Annotated in this window: 27 protein-coding genes and 1 tRNA gene; 16 read left to right on the top strand and 12 right to left on the bottom strand. The window is 41.6% G+C overall.

Features of this window, described 5'->3' with window-relative positions; translation table 11 throughout:
• The first annotated feature begins 34 nt into the window (after window positions 1–34).
• The 3 genes from FSB76_RS00940 to FSB76_RS00930 all read left to right on the top strand — a co-directional run bounded on the left by FSB76_RS00940 (window position 35) and on the right by FSB76_RS00930 (window position 1,371).
• Window positions 35–337 carry a hypothetical protein gene (locus FSB76_RS00940; RefSeq protein ID WP_147051743.1) on the top strand — a complete coding sequence of 101 codons (303 nt, stop codon included), beginning with the start codon at window positions 35–37 and terminating at the stop codon, window positions 335–337.
• 464 nt (window positions 338–801) lie between these two features.
• Complete coding sequence (locus tag FSB76_RS00935) at window positions 802–1,065, top strand: helix-turn-helix domain-containing protein (RefSeq protein WP_147051741.1); 264 nt, start codon at window positions 802–804, stop codon at window positions 1,063–1,065.
• Window positions 1,066–1,371 (top strand): hypothetical protein, encoded by a 306-nt coding sequence (locus FSB76_RS00930; RefSeq protein WP_147051740.1) that lies wholly within the window; start codon window positions 1,066–1,068, stop codon window positions 1,369–1,371.
• 19 nt (window positions 1,372–1,390) lie between these two features.
• Here FSB76_RS00930 and FSB76_RS00925 read toward each other — a convergent pair whose 3' ends face one another.
• The 9 genes from FSB76_RS00925 to FSB76_RS00890 all read right to left on the bottom strand — a co-directional run bounded on the left by FSB76_RS00925 (window position 1,391) and on the right by FSB76_RS00890 (window position 7,712).
• Complete coding sequence (locus tag FSB76_RS00925; protein WP_147051739.1) at window positions 1,391–1,768, bottom strand: helix-turn-helix domain-containing protein; 378 nt, start codon at window positions 1,766–1,768, stop codon at window positions 1,391–1,393.
• Between the two features lie 18 nt (window positions 1,769–1,786).
• Complete coding sequence (locus tag FSB76_RS00920; RefSeq protein ID WP_147051738.1) at window positions 1,787–2,080, bottom strand: type II toxin-antitoxin system HigB family toxin; 294 nt, start codon at window positions 2,078–2,080, stop codon at window positions 1,787–1,789.
• A 236-nt stretch (window positions 2,081–2,316) separates the two neighbouring features.
• Complete coding sequence (locus tag FSB76_RS00915; protein WP_147051737.1) at window positions 2,317–3,552, bottom strand: site-specific integrase; 1,236 nt, start codon at window positions 3,550–3,552, stop codon at window positions 2,317–2,319.
• A gap of 257 nt (window positions 3,553–3,809) precedes the next feature.
• Window positions 3,810–3,896: transfer RNA gene (locus tag FSB76_RS31955), tRNA-Ser, on the bottom strand.
• 98 nt (window positions 3,897–3,994) lie between these two features.
• Window positions 3,995–4,975, bottom strand: a complete 981-nt coding sequence (locus tag FSB76_RS00910; protein ID WP_147051736.1) for a YihY/virulence factor BrkB family protein — start codon at window positions 4,973–4,975, stop codon at window positions 3,995–3,997.
• A gap of 10 nt (window positions 4,976–4,985) precedes the next feature.
• Entirely contained in the window at window positions 4,986–5,393 is a 408-nt protein-coding gene (locus tag FSB76_RS00905; protein WP_147051735.1) for an acyl-CoA thioesterase, read from the bottom strand.
• Window positions 5,393–6,445: an endolytic transglycosylase MltG gene (gene mltG / locus FSB76_RS00900; protein WP_147051734.1), complete on the bottom strand. Its 1,053-nt coding sequence runs from the start codon at window positions 6,443–6,445 to the stop codon at window positions 5,393–5,395. The genes FSB76_RS00905 and mltG overlap by 1 nt, the downstream gene beginning before the upstream one ends.
• 186 nt (window positions 6,446–6,631) lie before the next feature.
• The gene (locus FSB76_RS00895; protein WP_147051733.1) at window positions 6,632–6,940 is read right to left on the bottom strand and encodes a rhodanese-like domain-containing protein; all 309 of its coding nucleotides are present in this window, start codon (window positions 6,938–6,940) and stop codon (window positions 6,632–6,634) included.
• Window positions 6,921–7,712, bottom strand: a complete 792-nt coding sequence (locus FSB76_RS00890; protein ID WP_147051731.1) for a PASTA domain-containing protein — start codon at window positions 7,710–7,712, stop codon at window positions 6,921–6,923. Before FSB76_RS00890 ends, FSB76_RS00895 begins: the two co-directional genes overlap by 20 nt.
• Window positions 7,713–7,933: 221 nt before the next feature.
• On the opposite strand from FSB76_RS00890, the gene FSB76_RS00885 reads away from it, so the two are divergent.
• The 4 genes from FSB76_RS00885 to FSB76_RS00870 all read left to right on the top strand — a co-directional run bounded on the left by FSB76_RS00885 (window position 7,934) and on the right by FSB76_RS00870 (window position 11,243).
• Window positions 7,934–8,911 (top strand): D-alanine--D-alanine ligase, encoded by a 978-nt coding sequence (locus FSB76_RS00885; RefSeq protein ID WP_147051730.1) that lies wholly within the window; start codon window positions 7,934–7,936, stop codon window positions 8,909–8,911.
• A gap of 161 nt (window positions 8,912–9,072) precedes the next feature.
• Window positions 9,073–9,372: a hypothetical protein gene (locus FSB76_RS00880; RefSeq protein WP_147051729.1), complete on the top strand. Its 300-nt coding sequence runs from the start codon at window positions 9,073–9,075 to the stop codon at window positions 9,370–9,372.
• Window positions 9,373–9,495: 123 nt separating this feature from the next.
• Entirely contained in the window at window positions 9,496–10,131 is a 636-nt protein-coding gene (locus tag FSB76_RS00875) for an ABC transporter ATP-binding protein (protein ID WP_147051728.1), read from the top strand.
• On the top strand, window positions 10,131–11,243 hold the full coding sequence (locus FSB76_RS00870; RefSeq protein ID WP_147051727.1) for a hypothetical protein: 1,113 nt from the start codon (window positions 10,131–10,133) through the stop codon (window positions 11,241–11,243). Before FSB76_RS00875 ends, FSB76_RS00870 begins: the two co-directional genes overlap by 1 nt.
• On the opposite strand, the gene prmC is transcribed toward FSB76_RS00870, so the two are convergent.
• Window positions 11,230–12,165 (bottom strand): peptide chain release factor N(5)-glutamine methyltransferase, encoded by a 936-nt coding sequence (gene prmC / locus FSB76_RS00865; RefSeq protein WP_147051726.1) that lies wholly within the window; start codon window positions 12,163–12,165, stop codon window positions 11,230–11,232. The genes FSB76_RS00870 and prmC overlap by 14 nt on opposite strands.
• Window positions 12,166–12,198: 33 nt before the next feature.
• On the opposite strand from prmC, the gene ribD reads away from it, so the two are divergent.
• Window positions 12,199–13,245 carry a bifunctional diaminohydroxyphosphoribosylaminopyrimidine deaminase/5-amino-6-(5-phosphoribosylamino)uracil reductase RibD gene (ribD, locus tag FSB76_RS00860; protein WP_147051725.1) on the top strand — a complete coding sequence of 349 codons (1,047 nt, stop codon included), beginning with the start codon at window positions 12,199–12,201 and terminating at the stop codon, window positions 13,243–13,245.
• Window positions 13,246–13,393: 148 nt separating this feature from the next.
• The gene (locus tag FSB76_RS00855) at window positions 13,394–14,287 is read left to right on the top strand and encodes an EamA family transporter (protein WP_147051724.1); all 894 of its coding nucleotides are present in this window, start codon (window positions 13,394–13,396) and stop codon (window positions 14,285–14,287) included.
• 13 nt (window positions 14,288–14,300) lie between these two features.
• On the opposite strand, the gene FSB76_RS00850 is transcribed toward FSB76_RS00855, so the two are convergent.
• Complete coding sequence (locus FSB76_RS00850) at window positions 14,301–14,855, bottom strand: energy transducer TonB (RefSeq protein ID WP_147051723.1); 555 nt, start codon at window positions 14,853–14,855, stop codon at window positions 14,301–14,303.
• Between the two features lie 44 nt (window positions 14,856–14,899).
• On the opposite strand from FSB76_RS00850, the gene FSB76_RS00845 reads away from it, so the two are divergent.
• From FSB76_RS00845 to bioB, 3 genes are all read left to right on the top strand, one after another.
• The gene (locus FSB76_RS00845) at window positions 14,900–15,514 is read left to right on the top strand and encodes an IMPACT family protein (RefSeq protein ID WP_147051722.1); all 615 of its coding nucleotides are present in this window, start codon (window positions 14,900–14,902) and stop codon (window positions 15,512–15,514) included.
• A gap of 97 nt (window positions 15,515–15,611) precedes the next feature.
• Window positions 15,612–16,967 (top strand): magnesium transporter, encoded by a 1,356-nt coding sequence (gene mgtE, locus FSB76_RS00840; RefSeq protein WP_147051721.1) that lies wholly within the window; start codon window positions 15,612–15,614, stop codon window positions 16,965–16,967.
• 57 nt (window positions 16,968–17,024) lie between these two features.
• Window positions 17,025–18,026: a biotin synthase BioB gene (bioB, locus tag FSB76_RS00835; protein ID WP_147051720.1), complete on the top strand. Its 1,002-nt coding sequence runs from the start codon at window positions 17,025–17,027 to the stop codon at window positions 18,024–18,026.
• A 242-nt stretch (window positions 18,027–18,268) separates the two neighbouring features.
• Here the strand turns inward: bioB and FSB76_RS00830 are convergent, their stop codons facing one another.
• Complete coding sequence (locus tag FSB76_RS00830; RefSeq protein ID WP_147051719.1) at window positions 18,269–18,760, bottom strand: YajQ family cyclic di-GMP-binding protein; 492 nt, start codon at window positions 18,758–18,760, stop codon at window positions 18,269–18,271.
• A gap of 187 nt (window positions 18,761–18,947) precedes the next feature.
• Here FSB76_RS00830 and ppk1 point away from each other — a divergent pair, with 187 nt between their 5' ends.
• The 4 genes from ppk1 (at window position 18,948) to FSB76_RS00810 (ending at window position 23,133) form a co-directional block, all read left to right on the top strand.
• A complete protein-coding gene (gene ppk1 / locus FSB76_RS00825) occupies window positions 18,948–20,999 on the top strand; it encodes a polyphosphate kinase 1 (RefSeq protein ID WP_147051718.1) in 2,052 nt (683 codons plus the stop codon).
• Window positions 20,996–21,874: a Ppx/GppA phosphatase family protein gene (locus tag FSB76_RS00820; RefSeq protein WP_147051717.1), complete on the top strand. Its 879-nt coding sequence runs from the start codon at window positions 20,996–20,998 to the stop codon at window positions 21,872–21,874. The genes ppk1 and FSB76_RS00820 overlap by 4 nt, the downstream gene beginning before the upstream one ends.
• A 169-nt stretch (window positions 21,875–22,043) precedes the next feature.
• Window positions 22,044–22,607 (top strand): UbiX family flavin prenyltransferase, encoded by a 564-nt coding sequence (locus tag FSB76_RS00815; RefSeq protein WP_147051716.1) that lies wholly within the window; start codon window positions 22,044–22,046, stop codon window positions 22,605–22,607.
• A gap of 175 nt (window positions 22,608–22,782) precedes the next feature.
• Window positions 22,783–23,133, top strand: a complete 351-nt coding sequence (locus FSB76_RS00810; protein ID WP_147051715.1) for an NINE protein — start codon at window positions 22,783–22,785, stop codon at window positions 23,131–23,133.
• Window positions 23,134–23,148: the final 15 nt, after the last annotated feature.

Genomic DNA, 23,148 nt, shown 5'->3' with positions numbered 1-23,148 from the left:
AATTAAATTAGTAATTTTATACTTGGAAATCAATATGAAAGCTATAGTCCGGAACGTCTTACTCGCCTTTTTAATTTCTACGTTTGCTTTTTTTGGAGCAATGGGCGGGAAGCAAACTAAACCATCTGCAGCGATTGTAAGGGAAACCAAACAAAATAAAGAATTCATCACCGAACGACAAAAGGAGACATATACCTGTTTATCGGTAGCTTTTTTGGCTTGGGCATTATGTTTCTGGCGATGTTCGGTGATCAACCGCAGGCTAAATGAAGAAAGGGAATACCAGCGCAGGTTTAATGATTATATGCGCAATTCTTCGTTTAATCGCCATTATTGAAAAGCATGAATGTTTCCAAAACTTATTTTTCTTTTGCGTATTCAAAAAAGCGGGCGATCTGCCCGCAATTTGTGATAAGGTTTAGGTTGAAAGTCCCGGCAGCGCGTGTTTAGGGACTTTCTTTTTTTACCTATTTAAAGTCCCCAATATCCGTGTCATTAAATAATAGTAATTCTTAGGGTGTCCCATTCTTAACCCAAAATAAGCTGTAGTACTTTTCTAATTCGAAACGCCTGAAGGTTGCCGCATACACTAATCCTCAAAACAGTGCTATAATTCCCTTGTATGTCACCTGTTATCATGAGAATCAGATTACTGGCTTGAACATTCATTCTTGCCAAAAGTATTGTGGATTGGCCGATAGAAACCAATAGGATAGTTCCGCCCGGAGCGTCCTGTTGGTTATTATACGCGAACCTCTATAAGACAAGTTCGCATCGAACTTCTTTTTATTACACCCTTCTATGAGTGTCGAACTCATCACCAAAGAGGATCTGGAAACATTTCGCAGGCTCTTACTTAACGATATCAAACTTTTACTTTCCGCAAAACCCGATGATAATAAGACCTGGCTCCGCTGCAGCGATGTCCGGCGAATGCTCAAAATCTCCACCGGTACGGTACAGAACCTAAGGGTCAGCGGCAAGCTTAAATCACAAAAAGTGGGAGGTATCCACTTTTACAAATTAACTGATGTAGAAAATATGATCAGTGGCAAAAACAAATAAATGATGTCAGAACTTTCCACCTTTTCAAAACTGCATTCAAAAATTGCAGATGACCCCGATGTAAGCGTTTGGCATATGAGCATATACAATTGTTTGCTCAATCTATGGTTGGAATCCGGTTTTCAAAAGCAGATTAAAATAACCAGAAAGTCATTAATGGCTAAAGCACATATCAGGAGTACAAGTACCTACCATAAGTGCATGAATCAGCTTACAGACTTAGGATACATTTCGTACAAGCCCACTTACGATTGTTACACCGGAAGTAAAATAGAGATCCTGACAGAGGATATCTTTAAATCTTAGTTATTATACGACAGGTACATTAATGACTGAGATCATATTCCTTTATTAAGGCAGAAACGGGCAATCGCAATAGCTCACTGAATTTCCTGATCATAGTGAGCGACAAAGGCTGCTTGTAGTTTAACACTTTACTTACCGTTCCTTTATCTCCATAAACCGCGGCCAAATCCGCTGCCCGGTAACCAAAATCCTCCATGCGGATCTTAATCATTTCAACCGGGTCAACCTCCGGTAAATCCCAATGTTTATTTTCATACGTTTCAATCAGATGCACCAGCAGGAGTTTTTCCTGGTGATCTTCTTCTCCTGCTGTTGCACGCTTGATTGTTTCATACCTGGCAACAGCATCAATATACTGTTGTTCGGTTTCTAGTAAAAACCAATGCTTTTTGGTCATATTTTAAAAATTTAACCCCTAAAAGGTACTCGCATCAATATTGTCATATTCGGAGTGGGTGCCGATAAACCGGATTTCAACGATTTTATCTGCATAATCCAGTTCGATAATTAAACGGTATTTATTACCGGTAATTTTGAAACGGGCCCGTTTTGCGGGTATTAGTTTTGCTTTTGGAAAATCGGCTAAAATATCAGCGCCTTTTTCCCATTTAGCGTGCTCTACTACCTTTTTCCAGGTAGTAATACTGTTAGCAGCATCTGCGTGTTTTTTGGCAAAATCCTGTAACTTCTTTTGATAGATGATGATCATCGTTTTTTAGTTTTTTGTTACCATCGGCGATCTCCTTACATTTTTACATTTTACAATTCTGCATTACTACATTCAGTCGCAACCCGGACCTTCCCGGAATGATATAGTCAAAGATAAATAAAAGTTGGTTATTTGCCAACCTTGGTTTGTCTTTTTTAATATTTGCGACTTGCTGGTGCGGAAACCTTGGGATTAGATGCCATTTTCAGACCCATCGACCTGCCGTTTATTTATCCCTATACCTCCAATCGGTTTTTCTTGTTTAGACTTTTTGCCAGCTGCAGCATGTCTTTACTGATTTTATAATCCTGCGTTTTTGCATAATGCTGAGTTTGCTTTATGGATGCGTGGCCTAACATTTTTGACACAGACTCTATTGGTACACCATTGTTAAGTGTAACTGTCGTGGCGAAGGTGTGTCGGGCAATATGAAAAGTGAGCTCCATGTTTATCCCGCACAGATCAGCGATCTCTTTTAAATAGGCATTCATTTTTTGATTTGTCAATACCGGTAATGCTAATCCCGAGTCAGCGCATTTAGGGTGTTTGCTGTAACTGGAAATAATTTGCCTGGCCTGGGCCAGTAACGGCAGATTTGACGGAGAATTCGTCTTTTGCCGCTTGACAAATATCCAATCCTTATTGTCCAGGCCTTTTCTTATATCTGATCTCTTCAGATTCCTTACATCTGCGTAAGCCAGGCCCGTGTAACAACTAAACACGAAGACATCCCTGACAATATCCAATCTTTCCGAAATAAATTTCCTTTCTATTATTCTTATAAGTTCCGATTCAGTTAATGCCGCCTTTTCCACTGGTTTTTTAGTCAACTTGAAATTGGCAAACGGATCTCCGGGCAGCCACCTGTTTTTTACACAGATCAAAACCACTTTTTTAAAGTTGGCCAGGTATTTCATGGTCGTATTGTGGTTGCATTTCCGAACGGTTTTTAACCAAAATGCATACTGTGAAATAAATTCATGGTCCAGCTCTTTGATCGGTTTATCATCTGCTTTATACATCCATTTGATGAAGGAGCGGGTATGTTCCAGGGACACATGATAACGTTCAACAGTACCGGCAGCGAAATCTATGCCCTCCAACGCCTTCATTTGATCGTTGTGCTGCTGGAATACCTCCATGATCATTTTTGGTTTTTCGATGTTTCCGGTTAATATATCTTTTATTGCCATCGCGGTAACCGTTCGTTCAGAGTCATTCAGGCACCGTTTTACCTGGAATACCTGGCGTTCGAAGGAATCAAGGTACTGGTTTAATTCTCTTGTCGATTCTTTTGTTCCCAGGGCCCGGCCAGCATGAACATTCCATTTCGATTTTTCACACCTACGCTTGGTAGATAGCTCGACCGCCTTGCCGTCGACGGTGATTTTCAGGTAGACAAATCGGTTGTCTTCTTCTTTGTTTTTGGGCTGCTTTAAAAAGAACATTAACCCAAATGATTTTTCTAACATAAAACATAAATAAAAGTTAAACAAAATTACGTTTTAGCCACTTTTTAACAAGATGCGCGTGTCTCGAACATGCTGTATTTCAAATGGTTATAAGCCATTCGTAGCGTCTTTTTGTTTTTTAGTGCGATTTTGAAAAGACGCTACGAATGACGCATTAGAGTTTTGCGTTTATTTGCGAGTTTTGGTAGGTATGTAAAAGAAAAAACCCCTTAATTTCGCAATTAAAGGGCTTTTTTGACTTTTGTTAATGTAATCAGCGGAGAGCTAGGGATTCGAACCCCAGGAACCTTTCACAGTTCAACAGTTTTCAAGACTGCCGCAATCGACCACTCTGCCAGCTCTCCGGGGACAAAAGTACAAATCCCGGGCGGATTGACAAGTATCGAAATGATTTTTTTTCAATTTCTTAACATATCGCTTTAAGTTTTTGATAGACAGGTAATTAATTTTTAAAATGGTCGGCTTTTTTCTGCCTGAAGCTGTTAAAACGAGGTTTTACCACCCTTAAACTGCGTTTTGAAAGCTCAACCGACGCGTTTAATTCAAACCCGATGAGCAAAATAAGCGAGTTTATATACATCCAAAGCATCACCACAATCAGTGTCCCGATTGATCCGTAAACCTTGTTATACGACGAAAAATTGTTGATGTAATAGGAAAATCCAAGAGAGGTAAGCACCGCCAGCGCAGTGGCCAGTACCGAGCCAGGGGTTATAAAATTCCATCGCTTTTTGTGGGCGGGGCCGTAGCGGTACAGCCAGGCTATGCTTACAAAAATAATGATGATGATCATGATCCATCGGAACAGCATAACAGGGTAGATCCAGAAATGACTTTCTTTATTAACATGCAATTGAATCCAATGGATAACGGCCTGCCCGGCAATCATAATGGCTATCGAAATAAAAAGCGCCATGCTGATGGCTATGGTAATGCCGGTAGCAACCAGCCGCCGTTTGAGCCAGGTTCGCCTGTCAATAATTAACGATGATTTGTTGAAGGCTTTCATCAGGTTGATTACGCCGTTGGTAGCAAAATACATGGTTGATAAAAAACCAAATGATAACAACTTGCCGTTTTGATTCTTGATGATATCGATAAGCGTCTCCCTGAAGGCTAAATAAGCATTTGTGGGCATTACTGAAGCCAAAATGGTTAATAACGTACCCTGGAAGTTTTTTATGTGGATATAGGGGATAAGCGTAAATAAAAAGATTGTTGCAGGGAATATAGCCAACATAAAACTATAGGCCAGCGCATATGCCCGGTTAGTTAATGAAGTTTTGGTGATCTCTTTGATGAAGAAATCAATAACAGTATATAAAGGCAGCGGGCGAAAACCCGGTATAATGATATATTTTGTCCACTCGATAATGTACTGATAAAAACTAAAGCGCAGCAAAAAGTGGTGAAGCCATCTCATCTAACCAAATTTACTCAAAAAAAGGCAATAATTTATCTATAAAATCCTGCGGTGGCAGGCAGGGGCGGTTTGTTTTCATGTTGATGAAAACCAGTAAAGTTTCGCCGGTATTAATCAGCTCACCTTTTTCATTACTTAGGTCGTACCGGAAATGGATACGGATGCCGGGCATTTTATCCATAATTACTTTCACGCTTATTTCTTCATCGTACAAAGCCGGTTTCAGGTACTTGCATTTAAGCTCCAGCACAGGCATCATAATGCCCGACTGCTCCATGCCGCTATAAGTTAAGCCAAGGCTGCGCAGCATTTCTACACGGCCAACTTCATAAAATTCGGCGTAGTTGCCGTAGTACATATAGCCCATCTGGTCGGTTTCGCCGTACCGCACCCGTATTTTGGTGGTATGTTCAAGCATTACCTTTTAATGTTGCGTTCGTTAAGCGCTTTCTGAAAAGCATGGGCATTTACTAAATGGTCGGCAACGTTGTCTGCAAACGCATGATAGCCCGAAAAATCGGCTTTGGCGCACATGTATATGTAATCGTTGTTTTGATGATCGAGCACAGCGTTTACTGCATTTACGGATGGCATCATGATAGGACCGGGAGGCAAACCTGTATGCAGGTAAGTGTTATAAGGCGAATTGTATGACAGGTACCTGTTCAATACCCGCTTGATCGTGAAATCATTTAAAGCAAAAATTACGGTAGGGTCGGCTTCCAGTTTCATGCCTTTTTTAAGGCGGTTAAGGTATAAGCCTGCAATGGCCGGCATTTCATCGTCATGCAACGCTTCGGCATCAACTACCGAGGCTAAAACAGATACTTCCTGTTGCGACAGGTTAAGGGCAGCAGCCTTCCGTTTACGCTCTGGTGTCCAGAATTTTTGGTAGTTGGCATACATCTTTTTAAAGAATTTATCGGGCGATGTATTCCAGTACATTTGGTAGGAGTTGGGCATAAACATGGTATACACATTATCTGTAGTAAAACCATATTTGGCCACGTAGCTTGATGAATCCAGCAAGTTGATGATTGATACCGAATCGGGCTCGATTTTTTTGGAAACAAAACCGGCAAATTGCTCCTTCTGCCTTAAACCATGAAACTCCAGTTGTACAGGCTCCTGTGTGCCGGATGCCAGCATATTAATGAGCTTACGGTTGCTCATGCCTTCGTGCAGGTGGTACCTTCCCGGTTTAACCCGGTGTGTATAGTTCATGTTTACAGCCGCCCAGTTAAAAGTAACGGTATCTTTAACCATACCTTCATTCTGTACGGTTTTAATTACGTCGGCATAGGTTGCGCCGGTATGTATATATAAGTACTCCTGTTTGGCGGTTACATTGGGGCCAAAATATTTATAGTAATAGTTTACACCAACGCCTGCCAATATGATAATAATCACAATTACAAATGCGATAATAAATTTTTTAAATGGTCCTGATTTTGACTTTTTCTCAGTCATGATAAATTAGCTATAAATGGTAATTGTTTAGTTTTTATCACACTAATTTCACTAATGTTGCCTGATTAAATGAATTAGAAAACTAAGGTGATAATTTATTTGATTTTTATGAGGTAGATTATAACCCGTCAGATCTGTATTTTTTCCATTAATTCAATTCGTGCAATTCGCTTTAATTAGTTCTAATTAGTGTCTGATTTTTTGAATGGCAATCAATCCGCCAGTTAAGTTTTTAACGTTGTGATAACCGTTTTGCAGTAATAGTGTTTGAGCGGTTTCGCTGCGTAGGCCAACCTTGCAGATAACGATTAATTCATCGGTTTTGTTGTAATCCAGGTTATTTATCTTGCCTGCAAGAGCACCCAGCGGAATATTAACCCCGCCGATGTTATAGGTGTGATATTCAATAGCCTCACGTACATCTATCAAGTGAAGTTGTTCGCCCTGGTTTATCCGGGCAAGTAATTCGGTTGCATTAATTTGTTGGGGCTGCATTTGTTTTTGCACCTTGTGAAACAGTAATGTTCATGCGTGTACCTATGCTGGTTTTACTCAACGAGTCGGTTCTCATGGGGTATTGTGCGGTTACAACCACATTGGTCGAGTCGGTTATGGAACCCTGGTAAGTTATTGTGCCCATTGTTAATCCTGCGCCTTTAATAGCAAAACGTGCCGCATCCAAATCAAGGTTAATCAGTTCGGGAATGGCTACCTCGCTTGCTCCTGCGCCATCGCCCAAAACCAGGTCTACTTTCGATCCTTTAGGTAGTTTGTAGCCCGTTTTAATAACTACGCCACCAAAGCGTACTTCGAGTATACGATCGCGGGCAATATCCGACCGGTAAGTGGTATCGCCAATTTTTAAGCCATAGTTGGATAGGGTAGCCGTTGCTTCGCGGTAACTGGCCTGTTCCAGGTCGGGCAAAGCCACCGGCGGTGCCTGTAATGTAACCATGGTTAAATAAATAACTCGGCCTTCTTTTACATTGGTTCCGGCATCTGGGTCTTGTTCTACAATGGTTCCCGGCTCAACATCCTCAACATAAACCGAATCTATTTTATAGCCAAAGCCCTGCTCTTTTAATAACGCCATAGCGCGATCAATTTTCTCGCCTTTAAGCTTTGGTACAGGTATCCCGGAGCCATGGTTAGTGTAATATCCCAGGCTATAAAAAGCAATTAAAACAACTACAACTACTGTAACAATTGCACCTAAAAGGTTATAACGGAATGATTTTGTTTTTAAATAAAGACCAAATTTGCTCATTGGTATGCGTAGGGATAATTACAGTCAAATAAGTATCAAACATAGTGATAATTTCGGAATTCGGATTTGGGAATTCGGATTTAAGGAATTTGAAATTGATAATTTATATTTCAGTTTGGCAAATTCAAGAGTATTATTCTTACTTTGGAAATCGAAAATCAACACACTTGATTGTTGAAAAATAATAAATCCGAAATCGAACATTCGACATCCGAAATCAAATGAAAAACATAGCCCTTTTGGCCGGTGGCTTTACCGGTGAGTATGAAGTATCTGTAAACAGCGCCAAAAATATTGCCGCCAGCCTTGATGCCTCAAAATATAAAGTTTATACCATTTATGTAAACCGCGACAGGTGGATTCATGAAGCAGGCCACGGTGTGGTTGATGTTGATAAAAACGATTTCAGTATTACCCTGGATGGCGAAAAAATAAAATTTGATTTTGCTTTTATTACCATACACGGCACTCCCGGCGAAGATGGTAAGATTCAAGGCTACCTGGATATGCTGGGCATACCCTACAATACCTGCGATGCTACTACATCGGCTATCACCATGAACAAGGCTTACACTAAAACCATAGTGAATGGCATACATGGCCTGCATACGGCCCATTCCATGCGCCTGTTTGAAAAGGACATGCACGATGTGGCGATAATTGCTGCCACGCTTAAGTTTCCGTTGTTCATCAAACCCAATAATGGGGGTAGCAGCGTAGGCATGAGCAAGGTTTATAATGTTGCCGGCTTGCCCGATGCTTTAAAAAAGGCCTTCCATGAAGATGAGCAGATACTGGTAGAGGAATTTATTAAAGGCCGTGAGTTTAGTATAGGCATAGCCCGGTTGAATGGTAAAATCACCGTGCTGCCCGCAACAGAGATTTTGACCACTAAGGACTTTTTTGATTACGAAGCCAAATACACATCGGGCGTAACCAAAGAGATAACACCGGCAGATTTGCCGCCCGCGCAGGTTGATCTGATAGCCGATATTGTAACCGAAGTTTATATCCGCCTTAATTGCAAAGGCATGGTAAGGGTCGATTTTATTTTGCTGGAAGGAACTAACGACTTTTATTTTATTGAGATAAATACCACACCCGGTCAGTCGGCAGCCAGCCTTATCCCACAACAGGTAAGGGCAGCAGGCATGGATCTGGGCGAATTTTACGGAACGCTGATAGATGCAGTTCTTTAACTATTAAAAAACTAAGCGTTCTTTTATTTCAATTATTTTATAGCGCCTTACACAATTATGAATAGACTTTTCTTATTAGCAGTTACTATGATTTTTTTATCAGTTGCAGTAGTTTCCCGGTCTCCAATGAACAGAAAGCTCATGAGCTTGTTGAAAAATACATGAAACATAACTTAAATGATCCTGATTCGTATGAATCAGTAGATTATACTCAATTGGATTCGCTATTTATAAATCCCGGAGTTAAAAAGATGGCTGATGAGTTACTTGAAATCTCTAACGATCATGACCAATACAATAAAATAATTAGAGCTGAAAAACATAAGTTTTCAGGTTTTAGTCTTATTCACACTTTTAGGGTAAAAAACGGAACTGGCGGTATCGAAACTTACACATGGCAATTCAATTTCAATAGTACATTGGAGAATATTTATAATATTGAAAAATCGGGCTACCATTAATTTGTAGTTTAAGTGATTAGGGGATATTTTGCTGATTAATGATGATCAAAAAAAAAGACGCATCACATGCGTCTTTTTTTTTGAGTATGTAACAAAGCCAACCTTTTTACCATCAAACCAACAATGCTGCAATTCATAAAATTCAAGAAACTATACGGCGGTTTCCCCGCCCTTAAAATAGATGGATTTACCATCAATTCCGGCGTTTATTGGATAAAGGGAGTTAACGGATCCGGTAAAAGCACACTCCTGAAATCCATCGCCGGCATTTTATCTTTTGATGGTGATATTTTGTTGGATAACGCCGTCAGCATAAAAAAGCAACCGGTAGCTTACCGCAAACTGGTAAACTTTGCGGAAGCGGAACCTGTTTTCCCCGAATTTTTGACTGGCAAGGAAATGATTGCCCTTTTTGCCCAGGCAAAAAATGCCCCGGCAGGGCAGGAGCAGCATTATATAGATACCATGCAAATGCAAAGCTACGTTGGCCAGCCCGTGGGGACTTACTCCAGCGGGATGCTCAAAAAATTGTCGCTGGTGTTGGCGTTTCTGGGCAATCCTAAACTGATTTTATTAGATGAGCCGCTTATTACCATTGATACCGCATCCTTAAAAATTTTAAACAGCTGGATTGCCGAGCGGCATCTTCAACAAGGTACCAGCTTTCTGCTTTCATCGCACCAAACGCTTGAACTTGATGAGTTGCCCAAAGCGGGCGAGTTGCTGGTTGAAGAGCAAACCTTAAAGTCAATAGCATAATGAAGCAGCCGTTAAGCAATGTGTTGGTAAAGATATTTGCTTTTGGTTTTTACCAGGTGCACGCGCCCATATTGTTTTTTGCATTTTTTATTTTGGTTGGTTGTGTGCCCGGCAATATGCTCATCAGCTATCATGAATCGCTAATGTTAGCCATGTGCAGCAGCCCTGTTATGCTCCTGGTGGTTGTTGGCGGTTGGCTGTTATACGTTTTTAAAAGCTGGCATTACGTTTCTGTACAATTACTTGCACCCGAAAAGCAGTTTTTGTTTTACAGCAGCAACGCGCTAAGCCGCAACCATCAATTAAAAAGCTGGGCCTGTACACAAGCAATCATTTTAAGTCCGGTTATTATTTACGCTATAATAGCTGTTTGCGTAGGTATGGTGCATCATTACTACCTGCTGCCCGCCGCAATGATCTTGTTTTTAGTGGTCATGATTTGGTGCAGCGCACTAATATATACACGGATATTAAACCGGCTGGTTGACGGTAGCAGCCAATCATTTCTGCTAAAGCTGAGCAGCAAATGGCGCAAGCCATACTTTAGCCTGTACATCTATTATGTTTTTGATAAGCTGAAAGTGCAGTACTTTGTTACCAAAGCATTGTCGTGGTTAATTATAACCGGTGTTTTTTATTTATTTGCCGATGTGAAGAATGATTTGCGGCTGGCGGGGATAGCCATCCTGGCCGTTATAACAGCGCATGTGGTATTAATATTTGAGGCGCACAGGTTTGAAGAAACCCGCTTAAGTTTTTCGCGCAACCTGCCTTATAGCAGGTTCAGGCTGTTCCTGAATTTTGCAGGTGTTTATTTTTTTATGCTGATACCCGAAAGCGTTTGGCTGTTTAACCGTTTTATCCCTTTAATGGCTGTGGAATTATTACTGGCCGGTTTAAGTATAGCCATGCTTTTTCATTGCATGCTTTACTGGTTTGGCTTAAATATGGATAAATATATTCAATGGATACTGGCCTTGTTTATTGTGTTGTTTTGGGTAATTATGTTTCACCTGCTTTGGGTATTGATACCGCTTAACCTTGCGGTGGCTTACCTGTTCTTTTATTTTAATTACTACAATTACCAGGGCATGGTGGTTAAGGATGAGTAGCATTCCATCTGCAACCAATCATCCTGTCGCGACCGCTCATGTCTTGTCGTAGCTCAATATCGGTAAAATGTTTGTCGCGTAATAATTCAACAGTTTCGTTGCCCAAACTTTCATTAATCTCAAAAAATAAATAGCCGCCCACGGTTAAATTACCCGAAGCAAAATCGGCAATAGCCCTGTAAAACAACAGCGGATCGTCCTGAGGTACAAATAATGCGGTATGCGGCTCAAAATCGGTTACGTTGGTGTGCATTTGTTTTTTATCGTCCAGCGTTACGTAAGGCGGGTTACTGACAATGATTTGGTGAGTAGTGAGTGGTGAGTAGTGAGTTGCGAGTTGTGAGTTGTGAGCGGTTGCTACGTCTAAAATATCGGCCCGGATAAATTGCACACTAACATCATTTAAATCCGCATTTTCTTTGGCGATCTGTAATGCTCCTTCGGATATATCAATTGCCGACACCTGAGCCCGGGGTAAATTCTTTTTCAGACTGATAGCAATACAGCCGCTCCCGGTACCAATATCCAATATCATACCTGTAAACTGCCCGCCGCTAACCGGCAACTCAGCACCGGCCACTGGCCACAGACCACCGGCCACAGATAATATCCACTCTACCAGTTCTTCGGTTTCGGGGCGGGGAATAAGCACATTGGGATTTACTTTAAATGGCAGCCCATAAAACTCGGTAACACCTAAAATATATTGAATGGGCTTGCCGGTTATTAGTTCCGCAACAATACTTGTTAGTTTTTGGGCTTGTTCGTCGTTTAGCTCCCGTTCCGGAAATGCTTTAATAGATGCTTTTGACAGGTTGGTTACCTGGCTGATGGTTAATAAAGTAAGCGACTCTACCTCGTTAGCCTCATATACTTTGTTCAGCTGTTTGTAATCTTCAAAAACATCCTTTATGGTAATCATGCAACAAAGTAACATAAAAGCTACTTTTGCAGCATGGTTCAACATGAAATTTTTATGCAGCGCTGCCTTGAACTTGCCCGGCTTGGCGCCGGGCAGGTAAGCCCGAACCCGATGGTAGGCGCGGTAGTTGTTCATGAAGGCAAAATAATAGGCGAGGGTTATCACCAAAAATATGGCCAGGCCCATGCCGAAGTGAATGCTATTGCGCAGGTAACAGCCGCGTTTGATAACGCTGCCGAACTGTTAAAGCAATCAACCATATATGTTTCATTAGAACCCTGCGCGCATTACGGTAAAACACCGCCTTGTGCCGATTTGATTATTGAACATCAAATTCCCCTGGTGGTTGTTGGCACCCGCGACCCTTTTGCCCAGGTTGACGGTAAGGGAATTGAAAAACTAAAAACAGCCGGTATTGAGGTGATAACCGGCGTACTGGAAAAAGAATGCCAGTGGCTTAACCGCCGGTTTTTTACCAAAGTACAAAAGCACCGGCCATACATTATATTAAAATGGGCGCAAACCAATGATGGCTTTTTTGCGCCTGCTGATGGTAGCCAGCTTTGGATAACGGGCACCCAGGCGCGCAAATTGGTACATAAATGGCGCAGCGAGGAGGATGCTATTCTGGTAGGGAAAAATACCGTTGCCATTGATAACCCGCAACTAAACGTACGGTATTGGGAGGGAAGATCGCCCAAAAGGGCGGTGATAGACAGGAGGCTGGAACTTAGTAAAGAGGCTAATGTATTTGATCAATCTGTTGAAACACTGATTTTTAATGAAATAGAATTTAACGCCGACGGAAAAAACAAGTATATTGCATTGGAGGATTTTGACCGCTATGTGCCGCAATACATTTTGTACCAATTATATTTGCAGGATATTCAATCGGTAATCATTGAAGGGGGCGCGCATACCCTGCAGGTGTTTATTGATGCTGGCCTTTGGGATGAGGCCCGCATTTTTACCGGCAAAACTGTTTTGTCAAAAGGGATAAAATCACCACAAATAACAGGTATACTTGCCGCCGAATCATTTATTGAAGACGATCGTTTACAAACGTTATACAACCAATAAGAATTAAAAATAAGAGTCAAGAATCAAGACAGGAAAAACATGAGACAGCTAAAAATCAGGTTGTAATTTTCAACCGATCACTTCGCCTGAAGCAAAAAAGTCTTAATTCTTGACTCTTGATTCTTGACTCTGCTACGCACCGCCAATTATGCTATTTGTTTTTTTAAGTATCTGTTGTAGTGTTATTGTGTCGGTTATGCTTAAGCTGGCCAGGCGGTATCATATTGATGTTTACCAGGCTGTCACCTGGAATTATTCAATGGCTATCCTGCTTACCTGGTTTTTTTACAGGCCATCGCTTACCAACTTAAGCCAGTCGCCGGTTTATAATTATATCGCGCTTGGGGTTTTATTTCCGGCCTTGTTTATCGTTATGGCAACCTCGGTGCGTAAGGCCGGCATTGTACGTACGGATGTAGCACAACGTTTCTCCCTGTTTATCCCCATTATAGCCGCATTTTTGCTTTTTGGCGAAGCATCAACCCCTGTAAAAATAATTGGAATCATACTGGCGTTTATAGCCATTTTATGTTCTATCCCATGGCAAAAATCACGCGGGAGGGTTAATAGCAGCAAAGAAGCAGAAAAAGGTTCATGGGTTTACCTGCTTATCGTTTTCCTGGGTTTTGGCGTTATCGATGTATTGTTAAAGCAAATTACCAAGGTTAATAATGTGCCTTTTACAACTGCCATTTTTGTCATTTTTATACTGGCGTTTGCGTTATCGTTTATCGGGCTTATTTACCAGGTAGCCACAAAAAAAATGCGCTTCTCCTGGCCGCATATCCTCATTGGTTGGGTATTGGGTTTGTTTAATTTTGGTAATATCCTTTTTTATCTGAAAGCGCACAAAGCGTTGGCAAATAATCCATCATCGGTATTTTCATCAATGAATATCGGCGTTATTGTTGTAGGCGCACTTATCGGGATGATTATATTTAAAGAGAAATTAAGCACCCTCAACAAAATAGGGCTGCTGGTTGCGGTGCTGGCTATTGTTGTTATCTACTTTCCGCAAACGTTAGGCTTTTTACACTTGTAAGTTACCGGAGGGTTTATTCCACAATTTTACCTTCAATGCTTATCATATTTTTCGCCAGCCTGTTGTACTGAACGCCCACTTCCATTGAGGTACGAACATTTTTTCCGTCAATAGTGGATGGTATCCACCCACTCGACATTTTTATCGATCTTATGGCTTCATCTTCCATTTGATAGCCAAGCTTTGTCGTCGCGTGGATGTTGGTCACCGTACTGTCGGGCTCAATAATAAATGCAACCCTCACACAACCTTCTTTTTTATGCTCGACCATAACTGCAGGAGGACGTGTAATGCTCTTTATATAATCATCAAACACTGCAAATCCGCCGGGACAGTTTTTTTCAATACTGCCTTTTAATATGGTGTCTTTGGCTGCCGGCGTGGCCTGCGCGAAAGCTTTGCCGAAAAAGAAAATTGAAAAGAGAAAAATATATAAGGTTTTCATATGATAAAAATAATCAAATGTGACAGACATGGATATTTTTAGGACAATATTAGCTGGTTTAAAATAAAGTAAGCTTTGGTTAGTTAATGCCTCTATGCAAACTTGAGGCTGAACAATAAACATGGTAGGTAAAAACGGTACCTTTGCGCCTTTACAAAATTTTTCAAATGCTTTTTGACGATACCTATCAAACCATCGAAAAACCAACCGAAAGTATATTCCGTGATAGGGGCAGCAAGTTCCTGGGGTTTGCTTATCCTATCAGCTCCGATAATGATATTAAAGATATCGTAGCCAAATTAAAAGCGGAACACCCTAAAGCTAATCACCATTGCTGGGCCATGCGCCTGGGTACCGATAGGTCTGTTTACCGGGTGAACGACGACGGAGAACCATCGGGCACCGCCGGCCGGCCAATATTAAATATCCTACTGTCAAAAGATGTTACCAATATACTGGTGGTTGTAGTGCGTTATTTTGGCGGTACACTGCTTGGGGTACCGGGGTTAATTAACGCCTACAAGGTAGCTACAGAAGAAGCCCTGAAGCTGGCCGTCATCATCCAAAAAACAGTGAATGATATTTACACCATTAAGTTTGATTACCTGCAGATGAATGATGTGATGCGTATTATCAAAGACGAAAATCTGCTGGTGCTTGAACAGCAGTTTGATAACGATTGCAGCATCCAGTTGTCTATCCGCAAAATGCAGGTAGAGCAGGTTTTGGGTAAATTAGGAAAGGTAGCCGGGCTAAAGGTGAAGTATGATTATAGTTTGTAGGTCATCCACCGGCGGTCAACCTGTTGGTTAGGTTTAATGCCGATTTAACCTCATTTTAATGTCGTAATTGCGGCGTAAATGCTTATTTTCGTCGCATATGCAATCTTTTGACTTAGATAAAACCGATCTGCTCCGCATTAAAACGGCTCTTGAGGCCGATGATGCTGAATTAGAGAAAGTTCTGAAGGAATATCACGCCTCGGAGATTGCTTTATTGTTTGAACAGCTTGAGCAGGAGGATAAGGAAAGGATCATCAATATCCTGCCGACTGACGTTGCATCGGAAGTTTTATCCGAAATGGATGAGGAGCACAGCCCCGGTGAGCTGCTCCTTAACCTTCATCCTGAAAAAAGAACCGAGATAGTTGAAGAACTGGATTATGACGATGCAACCGACATCATATCCCAGCTTGATGAAGATGAGCAGCAGGAGATATTAGAAGATATTGACGCCGATGATGCCAGCAGCATCCGTGCGCTTTTGAACTATGCCGAAGATACTGCCGGCGGTTTGATGAACTCCGAACTCATCAAAGTAAATATCCGGCTGGATAAAAAAGAGGCACTGGACGAGATCATTCGCCAATCGGAAGAGATGGAGGAGTTTTATACCATTTACGTGGTTGACGATGCCGATACTTTACAGGGCATCCTATCTATAAAAGATGTTATAAAAGCCCATGCGGATGCCAAAGTGAGCGACCTGGTAAAACGCGACCCGGTATATGTAAGGGCCGAGCTTGACCAGGAAGAGGTTGCCCGCCTGATATCGCAATACAATTTAACAACCATCCCGGTTGTGGATGACCATATGAAATTGCTTGGCCGGGTTACTGTTGATGATATCATCGACGTAATGGAGCAGGAAAATACCGAAGATATATTAAAGATTTCGGGTGTATCTGAAGACGAAGAGTTGAGCGGTAACTGGAAAGATGCCGTAAAAAGTCGTTTGCCATGGCTGGTTATTAACCTGGCCACTGCTTACCTGGCTGCGTCAGTGATCAGGCATTTTGACGATACCGTTTCCCAGGTGAAAGGCATTGCCGCTTATATGACCATTATAGCTGGTATGGGCGGTAATGCGGCCACGCAGGCCCTTGCGGTAACCGTAAGGCGTATATCGTTAAGTAACCTTACCGATAGCCAGGCCTATAATACGGTTTTAAAAGAATTTTTAGTAGGTATGCTTAACGGTGCAGCCAACGGATTGGTTGTTTTTTGCATTGCGCTGTTTTATGATGCCAACCCTATGCTTGGCCTGGTTTTGTTTTTGGCCATGACAGGTAACCTCATTATTGCCGGTATTACCGGTGCATCTATACCACTGGTATTAAAAAGGGTGGGGATTGATCCGGCGGTAGCGTCATCTATCATTATTACAACTTTTACCGATTGCGCCGGATTTTTATTGCCCTTATACCTGGCTACCAAGCTTTTGTTGAAGCATTGAGTGTAGCTGGTGTTTTACGCGATATTATTATAAATTTGAACCATCAAAATTTGAGATATGACTGAAGTAAGATACGACTGGACAAAAGAAGAAATAGCTGAAATATACCATACCCCATTACTCGACCTGGTTTACCGCGCGGCAACCGTGCACCGCGAAAATAAAGATTACGCCGAAGTACAGATCAGTTCGCTGATTTCAATTAAAACCGGTGGCTGCTCTGAGGATTGCGCTTACTGCCCGCAGGCTGCCCGTTATAATACTGGTGTAGATGTACATGCCATGATGCCTAAAGATGAGGTTATAGCTGCTGCCGAAAAAGCAAAAGCCGGTGGCGCATCACGTTTATGTATGGGTGCTGCCTGGCGCGAAGTACGCGATAACCGCGATTTTGATAAAGTGATTGATATGGTAAAGGCTGTTAATAGCCTTGATATGGAGGTATGCTGCACACTGGGCATGCTTACCGAGAGTCAGGCGCAACGATTGGCAGATGCAGGCCTGTATGCTTATAACCATAATTTGGATACTTCTGAAGAAGATTATAAACGTATTATCACCACCCGCACTTATGACGACAGGTTAAATACCCTTAAAAACGTACGCAAAGCAAAAATTACAGTTTGCAGTGGCGGTATAGTTGGTTTGGGCGAAACTGTTGAAGACAGGATCTCGATGCTGAAAACATTGTCAAACCTTCCCAAACACCCGGAATCGGTACCTATCAATGCTTTGGTGCCCATAGCCGGTACACCACTGGCCGATCAGCCCCGCGTACCTATCTGGGATATGGTAAGGATGATTGCTACTGCCCGTATTATTATGCCACGTTCAATTGTCCGTCTATCTGCCGGCCGTACCGAAATGAGTACTGTTGAGCAAGCCTTTTGTTTTATGGCAGGTGCCAGCTCTATTTTTGCAGGCGAAAAGCTTTTGACCACACCAAACCCGTCATTTGATACAGATATGGCTATGTTTGAACTGCTTGGCCTTACACCACGCAAAGCCTTCAAAAACGGCCGCCCAAATGAAGTTAAAGAAATGGAAACAGCAGGGTAGCTGCCTGGTTGTTTTAATTCATTTTTTGTAGAGACGCATCACATGCGTCTTTTTTTGTTTACCGCCATCAATTGCCGATAGAGCAGGGGAAAGCAAGAGCGAACTGGCGAAAGAGAAACGCTCTCTTGAGGGTAGCGAAAAATCTTTTACGTCCTGTATCTCAACAGGCTTGTCGGGATGCAGGACGTAAAAGATTTCTCCTCGTACCTCGTCGAAATGACAAGTTTTGGTAATCAGGTGAATTAATCCCTCATATTAATAAACTGTAACGGCTGGCCAAAATTTTCACTGCGGCAAAGGCTTATCACCGCTTGCAGGTCGTCAATTTTTTTGCCTTGTACACGTACCTGGTCGTCCATAATAGAGGCTTGCACCTTAAGGCCGCTGTCTTTTATCTTTTTAACCAGCTTTTTGGATGTTTCTTTGTCGATACCTTCTTTAACCTTTATCTCCTTGCGGATCATGTTGCCCGATGCGTATTGCTCTTTACCAAAATCAAGCGCGCTCGAATCCAGGTGTTGTTTCACCATGCGGCCGATGATGGAATCCTGGATAGCTTTAAGGCGCATCTCGTTTTCGGTTACGATGGTTATTTCATTTGTTTTTTTATCAAGGTCGATAGTGCTTTTTGAATCGTTAAAATCGTAACGGTTAAGTATTTCTTTTTTAGCTGTATTAATGGCGTTATCAAGCGTTTGACCATCTATTTTGCTTACTATATCAAATGTTGGCATAAGTAAATGAGTTTATAATGTTTACAAAACTAATGTATTGTAAACATTTACACAGCGCCGTTATCAATTTGTTTACATAGCACACTAAATAATAATCATTAAAAACAGGTTTTATGTAGATGAGTTAATATTAAATTAACAAATAAATAAGCAGTTTTGTACACGTGGCCTAAGGGGCACAAATTTTATGGATAAACAACCACCATTAATTAACAGGGAAATAAGCTGGTTATATTTTAACGACAGAGTTTTGCAGGAAGCTGCCGATCCAACTGTGCCTTTAATTGAGCGCGTGCGCTTTTTGGCTATATTTTCATCAAACCTTGATGAGTTTTACAGGGTGAGGGTGGCTACCATGACACGGCTTGCCGCTTTAAACGAAAAATCGAAAGAAATATTAGGTTATAATCCTAAAAAGCTCCTTAATCAAATCAAGAATATTGTTGTAAAGCAGGAACGTAAGTTTAACAACCTGTATGAAAATATTATTGTAAAGCAGCTTGCTGAAGAAAAGATCTTTATTCTGAATGATAAACAGCTTAACGTAAGCAGGGGCGCGTTCGTTAAAAATTATTTCAGGGAAAAGCTGCTGGCCACACTGGTGCCCATTATGCTTGATGACAGCCTGCCGCTACCCGAATTACGCGACCGGGCTATTTACTTTTTTGTAAAGCTTACCAAAAATAAAAAAACACGCTTCGCGCTGATTGAGTTTCCGGATACCTTATCAAGATTTGTTGTGCTACCCGAAACCAACAACCTGAAATTTATTATACTGCTGGATGACATTATCAGGTACAGCCTGGAAGATATATTTTTCATTTTTGAGCATGATAGCATCGAAGCATTTTCCCTGCAGCTCACCCGCGATGCCGAACTCGACCTGGATAAAGAAGTGAGCGGCAAATTTATAGATGCACTATCAAAAAGCCTTCAAAAGCGCAAAAAGGGTACCCCAATGCGCCTGCTTTATGATACCGAGATGCCCATGGATATGTTAAAATACCTGGTAACCAAAATGGGGCTGCACGGCGAAAGCCTGATCCCCGGCAACAGGTATCATAACTTCAAGAATTTTATTTCATTCCCTAACGTGGGTAGTCCCGATCTTGAGTTTGTTAAGTACCCGGCTTTACCGGTAGAAGATCTTTCGTTTGGAAAAAGCCTGCTGGGCCTAATTGCAAAAAAAGACTATATGGTAAGCACACCATATCAATCATATGATTACATCATCCACTTTTTGCGTGAAGCTGCTATCGATCCAAAGGTTAAAGAGATCAGTATCGCGGTTTACCGCCTTGCCGAAAATTCAAGAATTGTTCATGCCCTGGTAAATGCAGCCAAAAATGGTAAAAAGGTGAACTGTTTGGTTGAATTGCGGGCAAGGTTTGATGAACAGAACAATATATTTTGGAGCAACAGGCTGGAGGAAGAGGGCGTGAATGTGTTGTACGGTATAGCCGGCTACAAAGTACACTCGAAGATATGCCTGGTTAGCCGCCTGGAAAAACAAAAGATTGTGCACTATGCCTGTTTATCAACCGGCAACTTTAACGAAAAAACCGCCAGGATATATGCCGATCATTCTTTGTTTACCGCAAACAAAAAAATAACCGACGATTTGGATATAGTGTTTAAAGCGCTCAAAAGGAATACCCTGCCCAAGGGACTAAAAACATTGATTGTATCGCCAATTGATTCCAGGCCGGCTATTTATAAGCTGATAGATAACGAAATAAAAAACGCGAAGGCAGGTAAAAAGGCCTACATGATCCTGAAAATGAACAGTCTTGCCGATGAGGGGCTTATCGGTAAACTTTACCAGGCAAGTAACGCCGGAGTTAAAATTAAAATGATCATTAGGGGTATGTGTTGCCTTGTACCGGGAGTGAAAGGTTTTAGCGAAAATATTGAAGTGATAAGTATTGTGGATAAGTACCTGGAACATGCCCGCGTGCACATTTACTGTAATGGAGGGGATGAGTTGATTTATCTTACTTCGGCCGATTTTATGAGCCGTAATATTGATACCCGGGTTGAAGTTGGTTTTCCGATTTTAGACGAGCGTTTAAAAAAGGAAGTTAAAGACATCATTAATATACAACTACACGATAATACCAAGGCGCGCGAAATTAACAGTGCCAACAGCAATAAATACCACAAAACCAACGCGGCCGAATCGCACAGGGCGCAAATAGAAATATACAATTATCTGAAAACTAAAAACAAACAAAGTTGAGATACGCAGCTATAGATATTGGTTCAAACGCAGTAAGACTGCTGATTGCCGATATTATTGAAAATCACGGTTCCTTTTCGTTCAAAAAAAACACATTGATCCGGGTGCCGCTGCGCCTGGGCGATGATGCTTTCATTCAACATAGCATCTCAGATAAAAAAGCTGCCGATCTGGTAAAATCAATGAGCGCTTTCCGCAACCTGATGGATGTTTATAAGGTAACCCATTACCTGGCTTATGCCACATCGGCCATGCGCGAAGCTACAAACGGCGAAGATGTTGTTAAACTGATTAAGGAACAAGCCAATATCGACCTTGAAATTATTCATGGCTCAAAAGAAGCAAAGGTGATTTACGCCAGCCACGCCGAGCAAACCATTGATAAAAGTAAAAGTTATTTATACATTGATGTTGGCGGCGGCAGTACCGAACTTTCGTTGTTTTCGGCAGGGGAGTTAATGGCCTCCAAGTCGTTCAATATTGGTACTATCCGCATTCTGGATAACCAGGATACCGAAGAAACCTGGGATGAAATGAAGGAGTTTATCCGCGAACACACTCGGGGCTATAAACAGTTGTTGGGTATAGGTACGGGGGGCAATATAAACAAGTTGCACCGTTTGGCCGAAGAAGGCGACGAGGCGCCTATGGCTTTTACCAAGTTAAAATCATTATATACTTACCTTAATTCTTTCTCGCTTAAAGATCGCATTAACGTGCTTGGCTTAAACCAGGATAGGGCAGATGTTATAATCCCGGCCTGTGAAATTTATTTGACGGTTATGAAAAATGCAGGTATAAAACAAATATATGTGCCCCGCGTGGGTATGGTTGATGGTATTATCCAGACGTTGATAGATATAAATTTGTCTTAACAAAAAAATAACGTAAAAATATTTTTACAAATTTGCTTTATAATATAAAAACTGTTAGTACATTTGTTGTGCCCTCTCAAGGGCATGTTTTTCATAGGTAGATGTAGGGTCGGGTACTTGTATTCGACCCTTTTTTGTGCCCGTATTTTTGGAATGTTGGAGAGAAGTAATGAAGAAGAAGATTGTAGTTGCCATCACAGGCGCCAGCGGCGCTATTTATGCCCACCTGTTGTTGAAAAAGCTAAACCAGCTAAAAGATCAAATTGCCGAAGTTGCCGTTGTGATGTCGGACAATGCAAAAGATGTATGGCGTTTTGAGTTAGGGAACGACGATTACAGTAAACAAAGCTTTAAATTTTACGCTAAAAACGATTTCATGGCGCCATTTGCCTCCGGGTCGGCAAAGTTTGATACCATGGTAATTGTGCCGTGTTCTATGGGCACGCTGGGCCGGATAGCTGGCGGGATATCAGACGATTTAATAAGCCGCGCCGCCGATGTGGTATTGAAAGAACGCCGCAAACTCATCCTTGTTGCCCGCGATACGCCCTTAAACCTTATCCACATCCGTAATATGGCTACCGTTACCGAGGCGGGGGGCATTATTTGCCCGGCCATTCCATCATACTATAGCAAACCGCAAACTATTGAGGAACTGGCCATGACGGTAGTTAACCGGGTTATTGACCTGATGGGATTACAGAACGAAAGTTACGAGTGGACGGGGATATAATTATTGCTTAAGGTTTATAGGTTGTTGTTTAACAACATCAATGTTAATAATTAAATATTGATGTTGATACCCATGGCGAGTGCATGTTAAACCTGAATTATGTTGGATGTTTTGCATAGATTAGGAAAATGTTTACCTTGGTTAAGCCAAAATTAAACACCGGTTCATCCGAACAATGAAATCTAAGTCGACTGCATACATTTTATGTTTTTTTTTAGGTGTATTTGGTGTGCATAAATTTTATCTCAATAAAGCGGGCATCGGCATACTTTATTTTTTTACCCTTGGCCTTGTCGGCATCGGGTGGATTATCGATCTGTTTACCCTGGGGAACCAGGTTGATGCCTTTAACGCATTGGTTAAACAGAGCCGGGGTGCAAAGAATGTTGTAAATACGCCCGACTATCGTAGTGCTGCAACGCAACGCAGCCTATCCGAACAATTACACGAACTTCATATGCTTAAAGAAAAAGGCATACTAAGCGAAGAAGAATACGCCAGGCAAAAGAGCAAAGTATTGTCATAAGTCGCCTTTAATCGC

Origin of the sequence: Mucilaginibacter ginsenosidivorax, assembly GCF_007971525.1 — a bacterium.
GTDB classification, from domain to species: Bacteria; Bacteroidota; Bacteroidia; order Sphingobacteriales; family Sphingobacteriaceae; genus Mucilaginibacter; species Mucilaginibacter ginsenosidivorax.
The sequence above is the reverse complement of the archived record's forward strand: the minus strand, read 5'-3'. Positions and strand labels throughout refer to the sequence as shown.